Here is an 18421-nt window from a genome sequence, read left to right as displayed (position 1 = left end):
CATTAAGCGTTAATTTGAGGCTTTTGAGCATCTGGAAGCTCCAGATTTTCTTCGGCAATCATATGTTCAAGTGTAACACGTGAAGCTGCTGTTACTGAAAACGGCAATACTAAAATCACTCCTATAACAGGAATAAAAAGCATTCCCATAAACACTATACCTATTCCTATAGCAATCCCACGATGGCGCTTCACATAATCTATGCTATCGCGATACGTAAAATGACGTTCCAGCGTGTAATCCATATTTCCAAAACCAGCATAATAAGCCTGAACTATAAAAGCTAAAATGGTAAAAAAGATACCTACTACAGGAATAAAACTTAACAATAATAACGGAATCGTAATCCCAAATTCGTAAATAATATTACGCAAGTTGATGCGCAATCCACGCCATAATTGCTCCATATTAGACGTGTCACGATGTTTAACGTGTTCACGAGCATGTGGATAAAGATGTTTCTCAATGCGTTCAGAAACGGGCGACATGAATGGTGCGCTCAGCGCCATTACTAAGTGTTTATAAAGTATAAATCCTAGAAGTAAAATACTTAGTGCGCTAATCCATTCTGCTACCACATGAAAACTTTCCTTTCCCCAATCCCATATCCATAAACGAGAAACGAGATTTGCAAGGTTGTCAGATAATCCATAAGCTGCAAGTCCTACTAGTCCTGCAATAAAAACGCTTATAATCATAGGCACCATAAAAAACTGCCACAGCTTTAACTTACCTATGAGAGCAAACCCATCTGCATATGCTTTGAGACCTTTTATGATGTTTTTAAACATTTTAATATTCTTTTACTGCGTCTACAAATGCTTGTGCATTGCGCACTGGAATATTTGGTAATATCCCGTGACCTAAGTTTGCCACAAATTTATCTTTACCAAATTCGTCAATCATTTGCTTCACCATCTTTTTAATAGTCGCTGGTGGAGAGAATAATCTTGACGGATCAAAGTTACCTTGTAATGTGATATTTCCACCTGTTAGGTAACGTGCATTACGAGCACTACAAGTCCAGTCTACACCTAGTGCTGCAGCACCACTTTTTGCCATATCACCTAGTGCAAACCAGCATCCTTTACCAAAAACGATTACCTCAGTATGTGGTTTCAACGCATCAACAATTTGCTGAATATATTTCCAGGAGAATTCTTGATAATCTACTGGAGATAACATGCCGCCCCAAGAGTCAAATACTTGCACAGCATTCACGCCATGTTTAACTTTTAATTTTAAGTAAGCGATTGTAGTATCAGTAATGCGTTGTAATAATTCGTGAGCAGCCTCGGGTTGCGTGAAGCAAAATTCTTTAGCCTTATCAAAGTTTTTACTTCCTTGACCTTGTACACAATAACATAAAATCGTCCATGGAGAACCAGCAAAACCTATCAATGGGACCTCATTATTGAGTTCTTGTTTAGTCATATCGATAGCATCCATTACATAACTTAATGAATCTGCTACGTCTGGAATGACCACTCTATTTAGGTCTGCCGCGTTTCTTATAGGATTAGGCAACCATGGTCCTACCCCATTTTTCATCTCTACTTCTATATTCATCGCTTGAGGAATAACTAGAATGTCTGAAAATAATATCGCAGCGTCAGGACCTATTTGTTTGATAGGCATTACTGTAATTTCAGTAGCGAGTTCTGGAGTCTGACAACGTGTAAAGAAGTCATATTTCTCTTTGAGCTTCATAAAGTCTGGCAAGTATCTACCTGCCTGGCGCATCATCCACACTGGTGGTCTTTCTACAGTTTCTCCTTTGAGTGCTCTTAAAAATAAATCGTTTTTAATCATTGAGTAGTGCTTTTACAGCGGTGACTATGGTATTTTCGACAGTGGTTTTATGTGCCACTTTTACGTTTTGAGTATAAATTCTAGCAGCAGTGGCTGTAGTTTCTCCTATGCATATGGCAAGATGGAGATTTTGTGGATTCGCTTTCGCGAAAGCGTGCACACCACGAGGACTGAAGAATAATACCGCATCAAAAATACAATCAAATGACTTTTCTACCACAACAGAATCGTAGACTTTTACCTCCATAAAATTTATTTGTGTCGTTGAAAGTGCTTGAGGTAATTCATCACGTCTATGCACGCCGCATAAATAGGTGAAATGATGCTTGCTATATTTAGCAATGATATTTTGCGCCAGTTGGGCAGCGTTTTGCGCAACTTCTTTAACAGAAAAACCCAACTCACGAATTTCAAGTGCTGTTTTTTCTCCTACCACATAGAATTGCTGATCCTTATTTTGAATAGATTTAAGAGCTTCAACTGCATTTGAACTTGTAATAATAATATGATGCAATACTGCATGATCCATAGATGGATTCAACATCTTAATATTCAAAATATTAAAATGTACCATCGCAAGTCCTGTAGCCAGTAGCAACTCAGACTGAGGCTCATTAAGTAATTTAGTGGATAAAACGCGTTTATTAATATTCAATTTATGGTCGTAAGGAATCGCTTTTTTAAACGATTAATTATGTATAAAAATAACTAAAGCTGCTGTCTTTCTTAGTAAGAATTTGATGCATTTAATGGTAAAGTTGACAGAATTTATACTTGAACAATAATTCCTACAAATTATCTTTAAATACGTTCAATACCGCATTTAGTCTATAAAAAGGATAAGAATCAAGAAAGTGTTTATTGAGTGCTTAAAATGCTTATAATCATTATTTTGTGTTTATTTATGTATAATAATTATAACACAAACGATAGGAAGTCTTAATTATTTGCAGCATCTTTAGATGCGAAAAGAGTAAATATTTAGAATAATTATGGAATTACCACCATTCCTTTACGAATTGGCTAAAGGTGAAAATACACCTAGCATTGAATATGTAGGTGAAATTTTTAGCCTGCTAGAAGTAAAGAAAATACGAAAAAAAGAAACACTTTTATATTTAGGGGATACTGCTACTAAGATATTCTTTGTGAAAAAAGGAATTTTAAAGGCTAGCATCATTGATGAAAAAGGTGACTTACACGTTATAAGATTTGTGGCAGAAAATGAAATCATCACCTCAATGATGAGTTTTATTGAACAACAACCTTCAAACATTCAAATAGATTGTGTAGAAGCAGCTGAAATAGTATTCTTCAAATATGAAGATTTTGAATATATGAATAGATTGTATCCAGGTTTATCACCGGCATTTCATAAACTTATGCTTCGTAGTTATCACACATTAGTAGATGAAAAATCCAGAATGATAAGTCGTGATGCTACACAACGCTATAAAAATTTTATAGAACGTTATGCTCGTATCATAGATCGTTTACCTCTTAAAGAGGTCGCCTCTTTTTTAGGTATAAGACAGCAATCGTTAAGTCGACTGCGTAGCAAACTAGAAGAGGCAAAGTAATACCACTCTTCTATTCCTTGATTTTATATTATCCTATCTTTGCTTTCTATTAAATTATGAAGTGATATGATATTATCTATGACTGGCTACGGTAAAAGTGTGTCTCAACTGGCTCATAAAAAAATTACCGTAGAAATCAGAACCTTAAACAGTAAAAATCTGGATCTTAACATGCGCATGTCAAGTGCCTATAAAGAGAAAGAACTTGCTTTAAGACAGCTCGCTGCAAAGGAACTTTTAAGAGGTAAAATAGACTTTGCCGTTCATGTAGAAAGCACAGGTGTAGATAACGTTCCACAACTAAACACTGTCGTGGTAGAAGCGTATATCAAACAACTACGTGAAGTGAAAGGTCTCAATTTTATAGGAAATACTGAAGATGGAAAACTGCTAGAAATAGCCACTAAATTTCCAGATGTATTTGCTTCTCAAATAGATGAAGTTGCACCAGAGGAACTAGAAGCTATAGTAAACACGGCTACACAAGCACTTGCTGAAGTAAATAACTATCGCCTCGATGAAGGAAAGACACTGACTGCCGAGTTTGAATTGCGCATAGGAAACATCACGAACTTATTAAATGAGGTTATTGATGTAGATACTTCGCGTCTTGCAGATATACGCACTCGATTAGAAAAAGCAGTAAGCGAAATCAAAGAAAAGGTAGATGAAAACAGATTTGAACAAGAGCTGATTTTCTACCTAGAAAAATATGACATTACAGAGGAGAAAGTACGTCTTAAAAACCATCTAGATTATTTTATAGAAACCATGAATGCTCCTTTATCTCAAGGTAAAAAGCTAGGTTTTATAAGTCAGGAAATAGGACGTGAGATTAACACCATAGGTAGTAAAGCAAATCACGCGGTGATGCAACAAATTGTTGTACAAATGAAGGATGAGCTAGAGAAAGTTAAAGAACAAATGTTGAACGTATTGTAATGACTGCACAGCCTAAACTTATCGTTTTCAGTGCACCATCGGGCGCTGGAAAAACTACATTAGTAAGACACTTATTGAGTATAGAGGATTTAAATCTTGCCTTTTCCATATCGGCAGCATCACGTGAGGCTCGTGAAGGCGAGATAGATGGTGTGCATTACTATTTTCTAGGAATTCCAGAGTTTAAAAATCGAATACGGGCAAACGATTTTATAGAGTTTGAAGAGGTTTATAAAGATCAATTTTATGGCACCTTAAAAAGTGAAGTAGAACGTTTATGGGCTCAAGGTAAAAACGTGATATTTGATATAGACGTGGTAGGTGGATTGCGTTTAAAGGAAAAATTTCCAGAACGCTGTATTTCTATTTTTGTAAAACCACCTTCTATTAATGAACTTCAAATACGTCTTAAAAAACGTAAAACAGAGACTGATGAAAAGATAGCCATGCGTGTCGCAAAGGCAAGTACTGAGATGGCTACAGCACCACAGTTTGACGTGATCATTAAAAATGTAGATCTAGAACTTGCAAAAAAGCAGGCAGAAGATGTCGTGAGAGATTTTATTCATAAAAGAGTAGGCGCAAATGAAGAAGAGTAACATTGGTCTTTATTTTGGAACTTATAATCCTGTACATATAGGTCATCTTGCGATTGCAAACTATTTAATAGAAAACAGCAATCTCAAGGAAATATGGATGGTAGTTACACCTCATAATCCTCATAAAAAGAAAGCTACCTTACTCGATGATTACCAGCGATTGCATATGGTTCATATCGCAACCGAAGATTATTTGAAGATTAAAGCAAGTAATATTGAGTTCAATTTACCACAACCCAATTATACCGTAAACACACTAGCTCATCTAAGCGAGAAATATCCCGATAATGAATTCACGCTTATCATGGGAGAAGACAATCTAAAAAGTCTTCACAAATGGAAAAACTATCAAGTATTGCTTGATGATTATCAAATTATAGTTTATCCTCGAATCTCTAAAGGCGATATCCCTAAAGATTTACTAGAACATAAAAGTGTTACAAGAATAGATGCTCCTATCATGGAAATCTCTTCTACTATGATACGTAATGGTATTAAAGAAGGAAAAGATTTGCGCTATTTCTTGCATCATAGAGTACATGAATATATCGATGAGATGGGATTTTATGAGTAGAAGTATTAGGTATTAATCTACTATTAGATAACTACCCTGCATAATGACTGTAAAGTATTTATACATTACTTACAAGTCCATTACGCTAGCGAGTTTTGAATTTCACCTTAAACATTGAACCTTGAACTTTGAACTTTGAACTTTGAACTTTAAACTTTAAACAGTAAAACCATAAAACAACAAAAACCGCCTGCAATCTCGAGAGATCCACAGACGGTTTTCAACCAACCAATTTTTTATTACTTTTTCTTATTTATAATTCTACCAGCATCTATCATTCTAGATTTACCGGTATTGCTTTCCACACTATTAGTGCTTTTTAATTGAATGTAGCCTCTACCTTTAAATTCATAAGTAGTGCCAGAGGCAGCATGATACAATTCAATCGTTCTGTCATCAATAACGTAAAGGTCGAAATAATCATTGCCTAAAAAATCATAATCCATAGTTAAATGCTTGTTAATTGATCCTGGCGTCGCATCTTCTACCCAGTATTCTCCTGTATAATCCCAGAACAAACTACTGTAATTCAATCCTGTACGATCTGTTGAACTCTTAAATTCATCACCATTAAAACCTGGTGTAAACTGCAAGTAGTTCTCATCATCAAAATCATTAAGCGCACCTACATTACTAGTATAAACCTTTTCCCATGCTTTATATTCCTGTAAGAAATACTGAATGTTATCATAGAATAACTGGTCATAATCAAAGTTGCTACGGTTATAACCATCAAGATAGTAAACCGTTCCACGATGTAAGTCAATTATTTTAATACGATTGTAACTTAAAACCACAACTTGAAAATCATGTAATCCATCAATATCGTGTAAAATAGAAACTTGATTATTTACAATCTGGTAACTACCTACATCTAGTCCTAGTCCAGCTCCAGCTCTTCCTACACCAACTAAATTATTGTTTGCGTATAAAGTACCAAAATCGAAACTAATAGTAAATGCCCTAGTCATAAACGGTATATCTGGATTTCCCAGAGTACTATTCAAGTCCACATACCATACATCCTGGTCACTTAAAATCTCATTTAGTGTAGGGCGATTATCAAAACCATCTCCTAACACTACTTCTGTCTCACAACTCACGATAGTCATCGCAATTAACAGGCTTCCCATAATTTTGTAAAATGTTTTCATAATCGTAATATTTAATAGTTACTACAACGTTTGCGAAAAGTGTGCCAAATTCACAATAAACTTATTTTCAATTACTTATAGATTTTTTATTACGCTTTCGCGAAAGCGTAATCACAAAAACCTCTTCTACCCATCATTTTACAGCCGTTTAGTGAACAACTGCTATTGCAATGGGTTGAGTCATACGTTTTAAAATGCTATTTTTACCATCCAACTAACACTTATGGAGAATAACAAAAAATTTGCGGTAATAGGCGGCGGCAGCTGGGCTACAGCGATCGTAAAGATGCTTTGTGAAAACCTTGATCAAGTAGGCTGGTACATGCGCAGTGTGTATGCTATAGAGCATATCAAACGTAATGATCATAACCCTAGTTATTTGAGCTCTGTTGAGTTTGATAATAAGCAGCTTAAATTGTCTAACGACATCAACGAGATCGTCGCAGATGCTGACGTGTGTATTTTTGCCATACCAAGTGCCTTTTTATATACCGAGTTAGAAAGTTTAACAGTGGACTTAAAAGGTAAAATCATCTTCAGTGCTATTAAAGGAATAGTACCCGAAACGGGACTGATCGTAGGTGAGCATTTTAATGAACATTATAATATTCCGTTTGAAGACATAGGTGTGCTTACAGGACCATGTCATGCAGAGGAAGTTGCTCTTGAACGTCTTTCTTACCTCACCATCGCTTGTGCAGATAATGAAAAAGCCGAGTTTGTTGCCTCTAAATTAAGTAGCGATTACATTAATTGTAAAACTACAGACGATATTATAGGAACTGAATATGCTGCTGTTTTAAAGAATATTTATGCGATTGCAGCTGGTATCGCTCACGGGCTAGGTTATGGAGATAACTTCCAGAGTGTACTCATGAGCAACTCTATAAGAGAAATGAAACGTTTTATTAAGAAAGTACATAAAATGAAACGTAACATAAACGATAGTGCTTATTTAGGTGATTTACTCGTTACAGGTTATTCTGTATTTTCAAGAAACAGACTCTTTGGGAACATGCTAGGTAAAGGTTATACAGTAAGAAGTGCGCAGCTGGAAATGAGCATGATTGCCGAAGGTTATTATGCCACAAACAGTGCCTATAAAATTAATACTGAAAAAGGAGCTCGCACTCCTATTCTAGATGCCGTTTACAGCATCTTATACGATAATAAAAATCCTAAAAAGGTATTTAAAAAACTAGCTGATAAGCTGGACTAAACTTAAAAACAACTATGTCAAATATTGCAAGTAGCTTCGGGATGGATGAAGCTTTGAAACAACTAGGTATTAAAGATGTAAATCATGGTACATCAACTGGAAATAACCATTTCGGTAGTGGAGAAGAGATTGCTTCTTACTCACCGGTAGATGGTAAATTAATAGGTAAAGTTACTACTACCACTCGTGCAGACTATGATGCTGTAATGGAAAAAGCAACAGCAGCGTTCACTACTTTTAGAGCTATGCCAGCTCCACAAAGAGGAGAAATTGTAAGACAATTTGGTAACAAATTACGAGACCTTAAAGAACCTCTAGGTAAACTTGTTTCTTATGAAATGGGTAAATCTTTACAAGAAGGTTATGGTGAGGTTCAAGAAATGATTGACATCTGTGATTTTGCAGTAGGTTTATCAAGACAGTTAAACGGTCAAGTCATTCCGTCTGAACGTCCAGGACACGTAATGAGAGAACAATGGCATCCTATAGGTGTTGTAGGTATTATATCTGCATTTAATTTTCCAGTTGCTGTTTGGGCATGGAATACAGCACTAGCATGGATTTGTGGAGACGTATGTGTATGGAAAGGTTCTGAAAAAGCACCTTTATGTACAGTTGCTTGTCAAAATATTATAGCCGAAATTTTAAAAGAAAATAACTTACCAGAAGGTATTTCATGTATCATTAATGGAGACTATAAAGTAGGTGAAATGATGACTACAGACTCTAGAATTCCTTTAGTGTCTGCTACAGGATCTACTAGAATGGGAAGAATCGTTGGTGCTACTGTTGCTCAACGTTTTGGAAAGTCTTTACTTGAGCTAGGTGGAAATAATGCTATTATCATCACACCTACTGCAGACTTAAAAGTTGTGGTGCCAGGTGCTGTATTTGGTGCCGTAGGAACTTGTGGACAGCGTTGTACTTCTACAAGAAGATTGATTATTCACGAATCTGTTTATGATAAAGTACGTGACGCTATAGTAGGTGCTTATGGCCAGTTGACTATAGGGAATCCACTAGATGAAAAGAATCATATAGGTCCATTAATTGATAAAGACTCTGTTAATACATATCTGGCTGCTATTGAAAAAGCAAAAGCTGAAGGCGGAAACGTACTAGTTGACGGTGGCGTACTAGAAGGTGAAGGATATGAAAGCGGTTGCTACGTAAAACCAGCTATTATTGAAGCAGAGAATCATTTTGAAATCGTACAACACGAGACATTTGCTCCTATTTTATATTTAATGAAATATTCTGGTGGTGTAGAAAATGCCATCGAAAAACAAAACGGTGTAGCGCAAGGATTATCTTCTGCTATTATGACTAATGAAATGAAAGAAGCAGAGAAGTTCTTATCATTCTCAGGTTCTGATTGTGGAATTGCAAATGTTAATATAGGTACTTCAGGAGCTGAGATAGGTGGAGCCTTCGGTGGTGAAAAAGAAACTGGTGGTGGACGCGAGTCTGGATCAGATGCTTGGAAAGTTTATATGAGAAGACAAACCAATACGGTAAACTATTCTGATGAGTTACCACTAGCACAAGGAATTAAATTTGATTTATAGAATATTTCTTTTTTAAATATAAAATCCGCTTAAGGTTGAATTCTTAAGCGGATTTTTTTGACTATTCAAAAGTTGAATATTAATTAATAGGTATTTGATGAGTTTCTAACTGTCCAGCATGGGAAACATGTAAAATATATGTCCCAGGTGATAATGCAGAAACATCTACTGCCGACCCTAATTGATGAGATGGTTTATCAATAACTAAGTTCCCTTCAAAATCATATAACTTAACACCTACATAAGTAGGACAATTAGTATTACCATTTGGGTCTGTAGTTGAGTCACCACAATCTATCGTGAAAAATGTCCAATTCGGATTATCTACCATATCAATTCCTAACCAATCATTTGCAGGAACAGGAGATATGACAAAATTCTCTGAAACTATATTACCACTATTAGAAACAGGTGGACAAGTGTTAGGACATCCCGTAATATCTACACTAAAGTATTCCCATTCTGACCAGCCACATTGATTTTCTACACGTACCTCAAATTCAAAAACTTCATTACAATTTGAAGAAATAACTGTTCTTAAATCTCTACCACTTCTATATTCTCCATCCCAATCTGATTGACCAGATATTTTTTGCATTTCTATATTAGTTACATGCTCAAAACCTGGCCAATTGGTGATAATAACACCAGTACTTGTGCAATATGTTTCACCCGAAATAGATAAATTAGGAATTGTATTTGGATCTACTTGAATCAACGTACCGCCAGTTTCTGGAACTCCTGCATAGACTATTTTAGTTATAGTTCTTGAATAATTGCAATCTGGTAAATTAATGGTTGCCGCTATAGTTTGGTAACCATTCAAATGTTCCTGAACAGATACAATATGTGGAGTTAGAGGATCTGAATTAGTCACACCTGGAAAAGACCAGTTATATTCAAATGCACCAGGAGGTAAAGTGTATGAACCATTACCACAAAAAATATCTGGACCTTCTATTGCCCATGAATCAATCTCACAAGCTAAGGCGCACGATTCTGAAAAAGGTGTGCCCTTAAGCTCTTCAATCAACCAGTTTCCATTTTCTAAAGTAAATTGTGTATGAGCCTGACTTATAAAAGGATTTGCATGAAAGTTGTCAAATGGCACATATTTAGGTGCCGGCGGTGGCATCGTGGCATCATATTTTTTCAACAAATCTGGTGGAGTAATGTCTACAAAACCTTCTCCTATATCAAGACTACTATAAACAGGAATGAAACTAAATTGTGTTTCCAATACATATTCTTCTGCTAACGCAGGTAATTGCGCAAGAGTATTGATATCATATATTCCTCCATTAGAGCTATCTAATGCCAACATATTATTATTAGAATAAAAGGCTCCAGGATCTATGAAATGTTCTTGCTCTTCAAATATTCCTAAAATGGTCTTACTTATGTAAACTTTACCTCTATAAATTCTTTCAATTTGCTCTGAAGGTAGCGCTTTACAATTAATTTCAACCTTAACATCTGTATTTGTAGATAAAAGTGAACTTACTATCCTACCAGGATTAAGAGATAAGACATTGACTCCAGCTAATCCTAAATTTGTAAAAAAATAAGGTAAGTCAATAGTAATGTCTGCATTAATTAAATCGTCTAACGGTTCAAATTCTAAAGGTGTTCCACAATCAGTGGAGTTAGTTATGGCTACATTTCTAATATTGTCCTGTTGAGGATAACCCATGTTTTGATATTCTGTTAAAAAAGTATCATGTAATGTAGTTGATGGATGGGATAAGTTTTGCCCAGTACCATTTATCTGATAAATCAACATTTGCTTTGCGGCTGGCGATTCTAAAATAGCTAATCCTTGGGCAAGCTCTTCTTCACCCGTTAAATCATTTACATCAGTCAAATTAATATTAAATAAACTCAGAAAGACTGGTAAAGAAACTTGTTCACCAACTAAGTGTCTCACAAGAGCTTGCGCAGCGAGTGGTACATTTGCTCCTTGATGTGGACTATCATGACTTATATAAAGCTTAGTTTCATGTGTTTCATTATTTATTTCCATATGACGCAAAGCATATCTAGAAACCAAACCGCCCATACTAATTCCCAAGACTACATTTTTTTCACTTCCAACTTTCAAAAGATTAACTCGACGGATCACTTCTTCAACCATAAAAGCGTTACGTTGTATGAAATCTGTACCATTTACATAATCTACAAATACTAAGTCATATCCTTCATCTTCTATAGCTTGGTTAAGTGTTAGAGATGTAGAGTTATCGATAATAATGTTTAATCCACCGGCACCAGTAGAATTAATCAAAGAGAAATAATTAAAACTACCATCTGGATCAAAACCTTCAACTACAATTAAAGGTTTAGTCAATTGTGTATGACCTGGAGCTAATTCTATAGTTACTTGTCCTGATGCACTTGCCCCTTGATAATCAGCACCAGTAATAAGCACACGATCCCATAATAAAGCTCCACCATCGTAACTTAATGGCGCATTTGGATTAATATAATTAACATACAAATAAGAATGACTTCTTAATTGTTCTCCATTACTATAATTAAATTCTACTTTAATATCTTTTTCTCCACCTGAATTATAAGAGATATAAATATCTGTATCTAATGATATAACACGATATCCTGCACCGTCATTGAAATCTATACGTATGATTTCAATTGAATTATTATAATTAGAATAAACCAATCCACTAGGTAATTTGAAATTAAATGAACTTCCTTCAATTTCATGACTTAAAACTGATGCAGCAAATACAGTTTTAGTCTCTTAAGGATTTCTACCAGTTTGGTCATAAATCTGGTCGTCAATAATGGCAACATCACCATTTACATAAGCATTCTCCTTATATTGATTATAGTTATAATGTTGTACAGCTAACAAAACATCTGCACTAGCAGTAGATTGTTGATTACTTAAATCAGTTTTAAATGTGCCTGGAGCAAGCATTCCACTTGAAGGAGTACCAACTCGCATACTGTAAAGTGAATTATATATGTTTATAAATTCTGGCTTACTGACAGGATTTTGAGCTGTGATTTCGCCATTTACTAATCCCATATTGGCAAAACGTATTCCAAAATCTTTTAAATAACCTGTGGTAACTTTTGCAGGATCAATATTTTCAAAAATATGCTCCATACGATTAGCATAGTCTGAATTTTGTGATTGAGCACTATAAACGAATAATGCAATTAAAATGGTAATAATTCTTTTCATCTATTTAATTTTAAATGGTTTATGGTATATATTGCAAATCGAAACGTCCTGCCATAATATCTATATTTTCACAATCCTGATTTACAGTTGAAAATTCAAATGTTCCTGACACAATAAAATTTTGGGTATCTATTTTACTAAAAACAACTCTACCACTGTAAGAGTCTTCAAATTGATAATGGCATCCAATATTTGGGTTATTATCAACAAAATATCTAGCCATTCCAATTAATTCATACTCAGTATTAATCGTTATCGGATCATTTACGGTCATGAAAATACCATCTGCACCAAACTGTAAAAAACCGCCTTGATAAATAGCAACTTGATTTGAAGTATTGGTAACCACAAAAGGGTCTCCATTAATCAAACAGCCAAAAGTATTCTCACCAGTCATAGTTGCGGGTGGTAATTGAGATAATGGGTCGTTGTTATCATTTGAATCATCATCTTTCTCGCAAGAAAGTGTGCACAATAACAGCAGTGTACACAAGCACATGTTTAATAGTTTCATAAGATTATATTTTATGCAATTAGTTAGGGGAGAAATACTAATCGTTTGATGACTTAAAATTATAGGACTTTACTGAGCGAAATGTTAAAGAGTTGTTAAGAGAAAATACTACTGTTTTAGAAATAATATTAAAACGTTGATTATCAACAAATTGATAATATGAAGTCTGGTGTTGTTTAACTTTAATATAACATTGATAACAAAACCTAAACATGAATTATGATCAATCTTATTTAAAGAGAGCACTTTCTATTCTTATGTCATATATCTTTTATATCATATGCTAAGCGTTGTGAAAATCATTCCTACAAAACACCTTATCTTGAGCACTTTAAAAACTATAAATCTTTCATTATGAAAACAGTACACGCAATTATTGCAGCTCTGGTAATGGTAATTATCGTTGGGGCAACTACAATCAACAAAAATGAACAAACACCTGCAGTTCAAACTTTTGAATTCAAAACAGTAACCGTCATAGAGTCTATTGTACCTAACGGTCTAGGACGTTCCCGTATGTTATCAGTAAATGGAATGAGAGACTATAAAGAGTTCACTAGCACTCAAACTGAGGATGATAACACGAGAAATAAATCCAAAAGAAAAGATGTGAGAGTAAAAGACTTTGATGAAACTAAACTTTTGAACTTTTTCAACATAGGTGGAATTCGTTTTCAAAACATAGCCGCAAATGACGCTCTTGTCACTTCAAAACTCAACGACATGTCTGCAAACGGCTGGTCACTAGAATTTGTAAATAGTGGTGTAGAAAGCTACGGAGGAAAAGGAGATAGCAACGGTATTTATGTAACTCGTTATATTTTTAAGCGCTCGGTTCAGTAAAACGTTATCTGTTAAGATAAAAAAGCCTGATTGTTTAATCAGGCTTTTTTTTATACGCTTTCGCGAAAGCGGACTATCCAGCATACTGCGCCATCATAGTAATGAGTCCTATCACAAGAATCACCGCAAGAATCGCTAAAAATATTTTCCAAAAAGAATAAGGTCGCTTACCATAAATTGCGCCCGTTTGACCATTCACAAAGAAGTTAAACTTAGTGCTGTTATATGTGTAAGAACTTATGTAAACTGGCAATAAAATGTGTTTAAATGTCTCCTCAGACAAGCGCATATCCATCGCACTGATGCGCTGCGTGTCTCCACCTATATCGCGACGGATCCAGTTTTGAGCAATTTGCTCAGCTTCCTTATTTGCAACTAAATGACCATCTTTTAACGGTATGGTATATTTCTCAGTCACATAACCAGACAGGTATTTAGTATCAAAATTCTTTAATCCATCGAGACTCCAGTTACTCACTTCACGCGGGATTTGACTACCACGTTGCTTAGTTGCTTTTACTAAGGTATCATCTACAAAACCATTGATCGTACCAGACGCAGGAGACCAGTTAGTTCTGCGCTCTTGAACCGTGCGCTTGTTTTTTCCAGAACCTACGGTTTTAGTGACATAATAATACTCACCACGTTGCCCTTGATAGTCTGCAACGAGCTGTGCGTCAAAGGTCCAGTAAGGAACATAAAGTCCTTTAGTAAACTCTGGATTGATAGTGGCACGTTGTAAATTATTAGGTGCCCACCATAATCCATCGACCCATTTTTTAAATACTTGATGTGCCTTTTTCTGATCCAGCTGAAACGGTAATACGGCTCCAGGAACAATCCAGTCTTCTTGATATGCATCTTCAATAATCAGAGGCATCGTGCAGTAAACACAATGCAGTGATTTATAACTTTCCTCAACGTGCTGGTTTGCACCACAGTTTTTACAATGGAGCATAGAGATTTCCATGGAATGCGATTGCGCACCCATTTCTTGCAAGTACTTGTCTAATTCAAGCTCTTGAAAAAGCTGCTCACTTTGTTCAATCACTTCTTTATGACCACAATAATCACAAGTAATTAAATCAGTACCAGGTTCATAAGTAAGCTCTGCACCGCAGTTGATACAGGATTTTTTACGCTCAGAATTTGTTGTTTTTTCCAACAGATATTTAGTTTCTATCCATTGCCTATTCTCGTTTTGCGTTGCAAAACGTAATTAAGAATCACCCATTTTTAAAATCTCAAATAGGTAATCAACAATTAAAAATTTACATAGCAAACTAAGAATAGGCAATTATTAGTAATCTACTAAGATTTATGGCAGTGGTGGTGGCGTGTTTCCTCCTAAGAATCCTTTCAATTCTTCGATTTCGCTTAGCGCTTTCCAGCCGTCCATTCCTGCTTTCCAGATCAGTGTTTCTTTATTAATAGAGCGACTTGCAAATAAGGATTGTAATTGAGCAAATCCTACTGGTCCAGCTTGTGCGCCGTTTGCAGCATAGAAATACTGAGTAGCTTGAGGCATAGGTGGTGGCATAGCTCCTACAGCTTGTTGCTGTGGCATAGCTTGCTGTCCACCCATTTGTGGTGACATCATGCCGCCCATTTGTTGTGCAAGGACAAATCCCATTCCCATTCCCATTCCAGCACCAGCTGTTCCGCCTTCATTAAGAGCAGCAGCTTCGATAGCTTTGGCTGTTTTAAATTTAGTAAGCTTGTCTAGGTCCAGTTTATCAATACGACTGTACTCAAAAATCTCTTTCTTGAGTTCCTCAGGCATAGAAACATTTTCAATATAGAAACGCTCCAGCGAGATTCCCACACTCATGAATTCTGGTTGCATTACTTCCTGACAAGTTTCAGAAAGCTCAGTGGTGTTTGCTGCGTATAGCTCAATAGGTAAATTTGCTTCTCCTACAGTATCAGTAAATCGAGTAGCGATGAGACTTTTTAAGTGCTCGTTAATCTCAAAATTGGTAAAATTATTATCTGTTCCTACTATGTCTACAATAAACTTACCAGGCTCAGCAATTTTAAATGCATAAGTACCGAAGGCTCTTATTTCTACCAGACCAAAACGATCATCGTTTAACGTAATCGGGTTTTTAGTTCCCCATTTTTCGTCTGTGAATAAGTGTGTGTTTACAAAATACACCTCAGCCTTGAACGGTGAATTAAATCCATACTTCCATCCTTTTAAAGTGGAAAGAATAGGTAAATTTTGTGTAGTCAGGTCATAGGTTCCAGGTGTAAAAACATCTGCCAGTTGACCTTCATTTATAAAAACAGCAGCTTGCCCTTCACGTACTATAAGTTTTGCACCAGTCTTGATCTCGTTTTGGTAACGTTCAAAACGGTGCGCAATAGTATCGTCAGTATAGTCCAGCCACTCGACGATGTCTATAAACTCGTGACTTAATTTCTCTTTTATTTTATCAAATATGCTCATGATAATTAATGTGTTAAAATTGGTTTTTCAAGTTAGTAAATTTTTAGATGATTTTGCTTGCGCTAAAAAGTAATTTTTAAAAGGCATTTTAAGGAGAAAATAGAAACGTCATTACGAGAAGCGCGCGACAAAGTAATCTGCCAGTAATGAAAACAAAGATTTATGAAACCTCATTTCTACAAATTATTAAATACTAAAATACTGAGTTCAACAAACAGATTGCTTCGCTGTAATTGAGATACTTGATAGGAGCTTGCAATATCGAGTATCTAAATATCTTTAAAGCCTAAAAGGTATATTTTGAGTTTTTGAAATCTTGTTCATTTTTGCCATTGCTGCAAAAACGAACCAAAAAAATCTAGGTTTTGGGACACCTGTCTAAAAATTTCAATACTCTCACTAAAGAAAAAGAAGGGCTGTCGAATTAAAAATCTAACAGCCAGAATAGGCTTTACTCCTACTAACTTCCATCCATTTCTAAAAGATTTTTCTTATTAACGTTTCCGTATTTTCATTTTTTACGACAGACTTCCCAAGACCATTTACATTTTAATATTTAATAGTTATTGCGGGTGGAACTTCTACGAAAAAAGCCATTCATTCAAAAACGTCATTACGAGGAACACTCAAGATCGTAATTTACTGCTACAGATTAAAACCAAGTTCCAAACCTTTGTTTTAACTCAAATAACTTAAAAACACTTCACGATCGATTTCCACAGCACCTAAACTGTCTAAGTGATCATTATAAATTTGGGCATCAATGAGTTTATAATTCTTTTCTTGTAAAGAATTCACGAGATGGAGTAGCGCTATTTTACTAGCATCGGTAGCTAGAGTGAACATAGATTCTCCACAAAAGATTCCTTTTTCTGGTAAATCGATACCGTAAAGTCCGCCTACTAATTTTTCATCTTTAAAAATTTCTATGCTTTTTGCGTGACCTAGTTGATGGAGTTGAGAATAAGCTTCTATGAAATCATCATTGATCCACGTGCCATCTTCATGTAGTCTTTTCACGTTTGCACAGTGAAGCATCACTTGAGTAAAACAAGTGTTTTCTTTTATTTCATAACCACGATTGCGCTGGCTCTGTCGCAACGACTTACTCACTCGCATGGGTTGTTCCGTTGATAAGTCAAATACCATTCTAGGATCTGGGCTCCACCAGCAAATAGGTTCTCCATCGCTGTACCAGGGAAAGATTCCTGAACGATATGCGAGCAGTAATCTATCTACATTTAAATCACCACCTATAGCCAGTAAACCATGATCAGGAGCTGTGCTAGGATGAGGAAAAATATGTCTATGATCTAGTATTTGCACGATTTAGGACGTTTAAATTTGGTTTTGACCGCAAAAATGATAACTTTGAGTAGCCTTCAAAGCTAATTTATTTCATCATTGCTTTTTTTGAGTTTGTAATGAAGGCTAACCTATTAAGTAAGAAATCCCGACTGTTAAGGTCGGGATTTTTGTATTTATAACATTTATAAAGATCTAAAGCTTTTTCTCAAAACAATAACTATTTGCTATTCCAGTGTACTGCCCATAGTTTTCAATAATCTCGTAATTGCTTTTTTTATATAGCGCGATGGCTTCTTCTTGACGGCTTCCAGTTTCTAGAATACATCTTTCAAATAAGAGCTCTGCAGACCATTTCTCAAGTTCTTTAAGAATTAAAGATGCAATACCATTACCTCTATAAGCTGGTTGAGTATACATTCTTTTAATCTCCACAGAACGAGAATCATACTTTTTAATAGCGCCACAACCTACAGGAATATGACTTTTATACGCTACAACAACATTTTTTATATGATCCAGTTTATTGAACTGATCATAGAACGCATGGTCCTCACCATCAGCAATAGCTAGGTAAGTATCGAGTTCTTTGACTAGAGCTATAAAATCTTCATTATGAGAATCAGTTCTTACTAACCTCATTGTTCA

18 protein-coding genes are annotated in these 18421 nt (G+C 35.5%); 7 read left to right on the top strand and 11 right to left on the bottom strand.

Features of this window, described 5'->3' with window-relative positions; all coding sequences use genetic code 11:
- Positions 1-2: 2 nt before the first annotated feature.
- The 3 genes from ACSHWW_RS01220 to ACSHWW_RS01210 are packed head-to-tail and all read right to left on the bottom strand — an operon-like array spanning position 3 to position 2467.
- Positions 3-791: an EI24 domain-containing protein gene (locus ACSHWW_RS01220; protein ID WP_435680581.1), complete on the bottom strand. Its 789-nt coding sequence runs from the start codon at positions 789-791 to the stop codon at positions 3-5.
- Position 792: 1 nt separating this feature from the next.
- Positions 793-1812: a uroporphyrinogen decarboxylase gene (hemE, locus tag ACSHWW_RS01215; protein WP_435680580.1), complete on the bottom strand. Its 1020-nt coding sequence runs from the start codon at positions 1810-1812 to the stop codon at positions 793-795.
- Positions 1805-2467, bottom strand: a complete 663-nt coding sequence (locus ACSHWW_RS01210; protein ID WP_435680579.1) for a uroporphyrinogen-III synthase — start codon at positions 2465-2467, stop codon at positions 1805-1807. The genes hemE and ACSHWW_RS01210 overlap by 8 nt, the downstream gene beginning before the upstream one ends.
- 337 nt (positions 2468-2804) lie before the next feature.
- Here ACSHWW_RS01210 and ACSHWW_RS01205 point away from each other — a divergent pair, with 337 nt between their 5' ends.
- The 4 genes from ACSHWW_RS01205 to nadD all read left to right on the top strand — a co-directional run bounded on the left by ACSHWW_RS01205 (position 2805) and on the right by nadD (position 5507).
- Positions 2805-3392, top strand: a complete 588-nt coding sequence (locus ACSHWW_RS01205) for a Crp/Fnr family transcriptional regulator (RefSeq protein WP_435680578.1) — start codon at positions 2805-2807, stop codon at positions 3390-3392.
- 66 nt (positions 3393-3458) lie between these two features.
- On the top strand, positions 3459-4334 hold the full coding sequence (locus ACSHWW_RS01200) for a YicC family protein (RefSeq protein ID WP_435680577.1): 876 nt from the start codon (positions 3459-3461) through the stop codon (positions 4332-4334).
- The gene (gmk, locus tag ACSHWW_RS01195; protein ID WP_435680576.1) at positions 4334-4933 is read left to right on the top strand and encodes a guanylate kinase; all 600 of its coding nucleotides are present in this window, start codon (positions 4334-4336) and stop codon (positions 4931-4933) included. The genes ACSHWW_RS01200 and gmk overlap by 1 nt, the downstream gene beginning before the upstream one ends.
- Complete coding sequence (gene nadD / locus ACSHWW_RS01190; RefSeq protein WP_435680575.1) at positions 4920-5507, top strand: nicotinate (nicotinamide) nucleotide adenylyltransferase; 588 nt, start codon at positions 4920-4922, stop codon at positions 5505-5507. Before gmk ends, nadD begins: the two co-directional genes overlap by 14 nt.
- Before the next feature lie 239 nt (positions 5508-5746).
- Here the strand turns inward: nadD and ACSHWW_RS01185 are convergent, their stop codons facing one another.
- Complete coding sequence (locus ACSHWW_RS01185; protein ID WP_435680574.1) at positions 5747-6661, bottom strand: nicotinic acid mononucleotide adenyltransferase; 915 nt, start codon at positions 6659-6661, stop codon at positions 5747-5749.
- Positions 6662-6884: 223 nt separating this feature from the next.
- On the opposite strand from ACSHWW_RS01185, the gene ACSHWW_RS01180 reads away from it, so the two are divergent.
- On the top strand, positions 6885-7880 hold the full coding sequence (locus tag ACSHWW_RS01180; RefSeq protein ID WP_435680573.1) for an NAD(P)H-dependent glycerol-3-phosphate dehydrogenase: 996 nt from the start codon (positions 6885-6887) through the stop codon (positions 7878-7880).
- 14 nt (positions 7881-7894) lie between these two features.
- On the top strand, positions 7895-9448 hold the full coding sequence (amaB, locus tag ACSHWW_RS01175) for an L-piperidine-6-carboxylate dehydrogenase (protein WP_435680572.1): 1554 nt from the start codon (positions 7895-7897) through the stop codon (positions 9446-9448).
- A 79-nt stretch (positions 9449-9527) separates the two neighbouring features.
- Here the strand turns inward: amaB and ACSHWW_RS01170 are convergent, their stop codons facing one another.
- The 3 genes from ACSHWW_RS01170 to ACSHWW_RS01160 all read right to left on the bottom strand — a co-directional run bounded on the left by ACSHWW_RS01170 (position 9528) and on the right by ACSHWW_RS01160 (position 13173).
- Entirely contained in the window at positions 9528-12128 is a 2601-nt protein-coding gene (locus ACSHWW_RS01170) for a T9SS type A sorting domain-containing protein (RefSeq protein WP_435680571.1), read from the bottom strand.
- Between the two features lie 81 nt (positions 12129-12209).
- Positions 12210-12659: a hypothetical protein gene (locus ACSHWW_RS01165; RefSeq protein WP_435680570.1), complete on the bottom strand. Its 450-nt coding sequence runs from the start codon at positions 12657-12659 to the stop codon at positions 12210-12212.
- 19 nt (positions 12660-12678) lie between these two features.
- On the bottom strand, positions 12679-13173 hold the full coding sequence (locus ACSHWW_RS01160; RefSeq protein WP_435680569.1) for a hypothetical protein: 495 nt from the start codon (positions 13171-13173) through the stop codon (positions 12679-12681).
- Positions 13174-13563: 390 nt separating this feature from the next.
- Here ACSHWW_RS01160 and ACSHWW_RS01155 point away from each other — a divergent pair, with 390 nt between their 5' ends.
- Positions 13564-14016 (top strand): hypothetical protein, encoded by a 453-nt coding sequence (locus ACSHWW_RS01155; RefSeq protein ID WP_435680835.1) that lies wholly within the window; start codon positions 13564-13566, stop codon positions 14014-14016.
- Between the two features lie 73 nt (positions 14017-14089).
- On the opposite strand, the gene ACSHWW_RS01150 is transcribed toward ACSHWW_RS01155, so the two are convergent.
- From ACSHWW_RS01150 to ACSHWW_RS01135, 4 genes are all read right to left on the bottom strand, one after another.
- Positions 14090-15181, bottom strand: a complete 1092-nt coding sequence (locus tag ACSHWW_RS01150; protein WP_435680568.1) for a DNA helicase PriA — start codon at positions 15179-15181, stop codon at positions 14090-14092.
- A 153-nt stretch (positions 15182-15334) separates the two neighbouring features.
- Positions 15335-16468 carry an SPFH domain-containing protein gene (locus ACSHWW_RS01145; RefSeq protein WP_435680567.1) on the bottom strand — a complete coding sequence of 378 codons (1134 nt, stop codon included), beginning with the start codon at positions 16466-16468 and terminating at the stop codon, positions 15335-15337.
- Between the two features lie 678 nt (positions 16469-17146).
- A complete protein-coding gene (gene aat, locus ACSHWW_RS01140; protein ID WP_435680566.1) occupies positions 17147-17794 on the bottom strand; it encodes a leucyl/phenylalanyl-tRNA--protein transferase in 648 nt (215 codons plus the stop codon).
- Between the two features lie 174 nt (positions 17795-17968).
- Positions 17969-18415: a GNAT family N-acetyltransferase gene (locus ACSHWW_RS01135; RefSeq protein ID WP_435680565.1), complete on the bottom strand. Its 447-nt coding sequence runs from the start codon at positions 18413-18415 to the stop codon at positions 17969-17971.
- Positions 18416-18421: the final 6 nt, after the last annotated feature.

It is taken from the genome of Nonlabens sp. (genome assembly GCF_051251825.1).
Lineage (GTDB): Bacteria > Bacteroidota > Bacteroidia > Flavobacteriales > Flavobacteriaceae > Nonlabens.
This window is presented reverse-complemented; position numbering and strand designations above follow the sequence as displayed.

Excerpts from the sequence above, each read along its gene's own strand:
- ACSHWW_RS01220 (WP_435680581.1), bottom strand. The coding sequence starts at position 791 with ATGTTTAAAAACATCATAAAAGGTCTCAAAGCATATGCAGATGGGTTT.
- hemE (WP_435680580.1), bottom strand. The coding sequence starts at position 1,812 with ATGATTAAAAACGATTTATTTTTAAGAGCACTCAAAGGAGAAACTGTA.
- ACSHWW_RS01205 (WP_435680578.1), top strand. The coding sequence starts at position 2,805 with ATGGAATTACCACCATTCCTTTACGAATTGGCTAAAGGTGAAAATACA.
- ACSHWW_RS01200 (WP_435680577.1), top strand. The coding sequence starts at position 3,459 with ATGATATTATCTATGACTGGCTACGGTAAAAGTGTGTCTCAACTGGCT.
- gmk (WP_435680576.1), top strand. The coding sequence starts at position 4,334 with ATGACTGCACAGCCTAAACTTATCGTTTTCAGTGCACCATCGGGCGCT.
- nadD (WP_435680575.1), top strand. The coding sequence starts at position 4,920 with ATGAAGAAGAGTAACATTGGTCTTTATTTTGGAACTTATAATCCTGTA.
- ACSHWW_RS01185 (WP_435680574.1), bottom strand. The coding sequence starts at position 6,661 with ATGAAAACATTTTACAAAATTATGGGAAGCCTGTTAATTGCGATGACT.
- ACSHWW_RS01180 (WP_435680573.1), top strand. The coding sequence starts at position 6,885 with ATGGAGAATAACAAAAAATTTGCGGTAATAGGCGGCGGCAGCTGGGCT.
- amaB (WP_435680572.1), top strand. The coding sequence starts at position 7,895 with ATGTCAAATATTGCAAGTAGCTTCGGGATGGATGAAGCTTTGAAACAA.
- ACSHWW_RS01165 (WP_435680570.1), bottom strand. The coding sequence starts at position 12,659 with ATGAAAAGAATTATTACCATTTTAATTGCATTATTCGTTTATAGTGCT.
- ACSHWW_RS01160 (WP_435680569.1), bottom strand. The coding sequence starts at position 13,173 with ATGAAACTATTAAACATGTGCTTGTGTACACTGCTGTTATTGTGCACA.
- ACSHWW_RS01155 (WP_435680835.1), top strand. The coding sequence starts at position 13,564 with ATGGTAATTATCGTTGGGGCAACTACAATCAACAAAAATGAACAAACA.
- ACSHWW_RS01145 (WP_435680567.1), bottom strand. The coding sequence starts at position 16,468 with ATGAGCATATTTGATAAAATAAAAGAGAAATTAAGTCACGAGTTTATA.
- ACSHWW_RS01135 (WP_435680565.1), bottom strand. The coding sequence starts at position 18,415 with ATGAGGTTAGTAAGAACTGATTCTCATAATGAAGATTTTATAGCTCTA.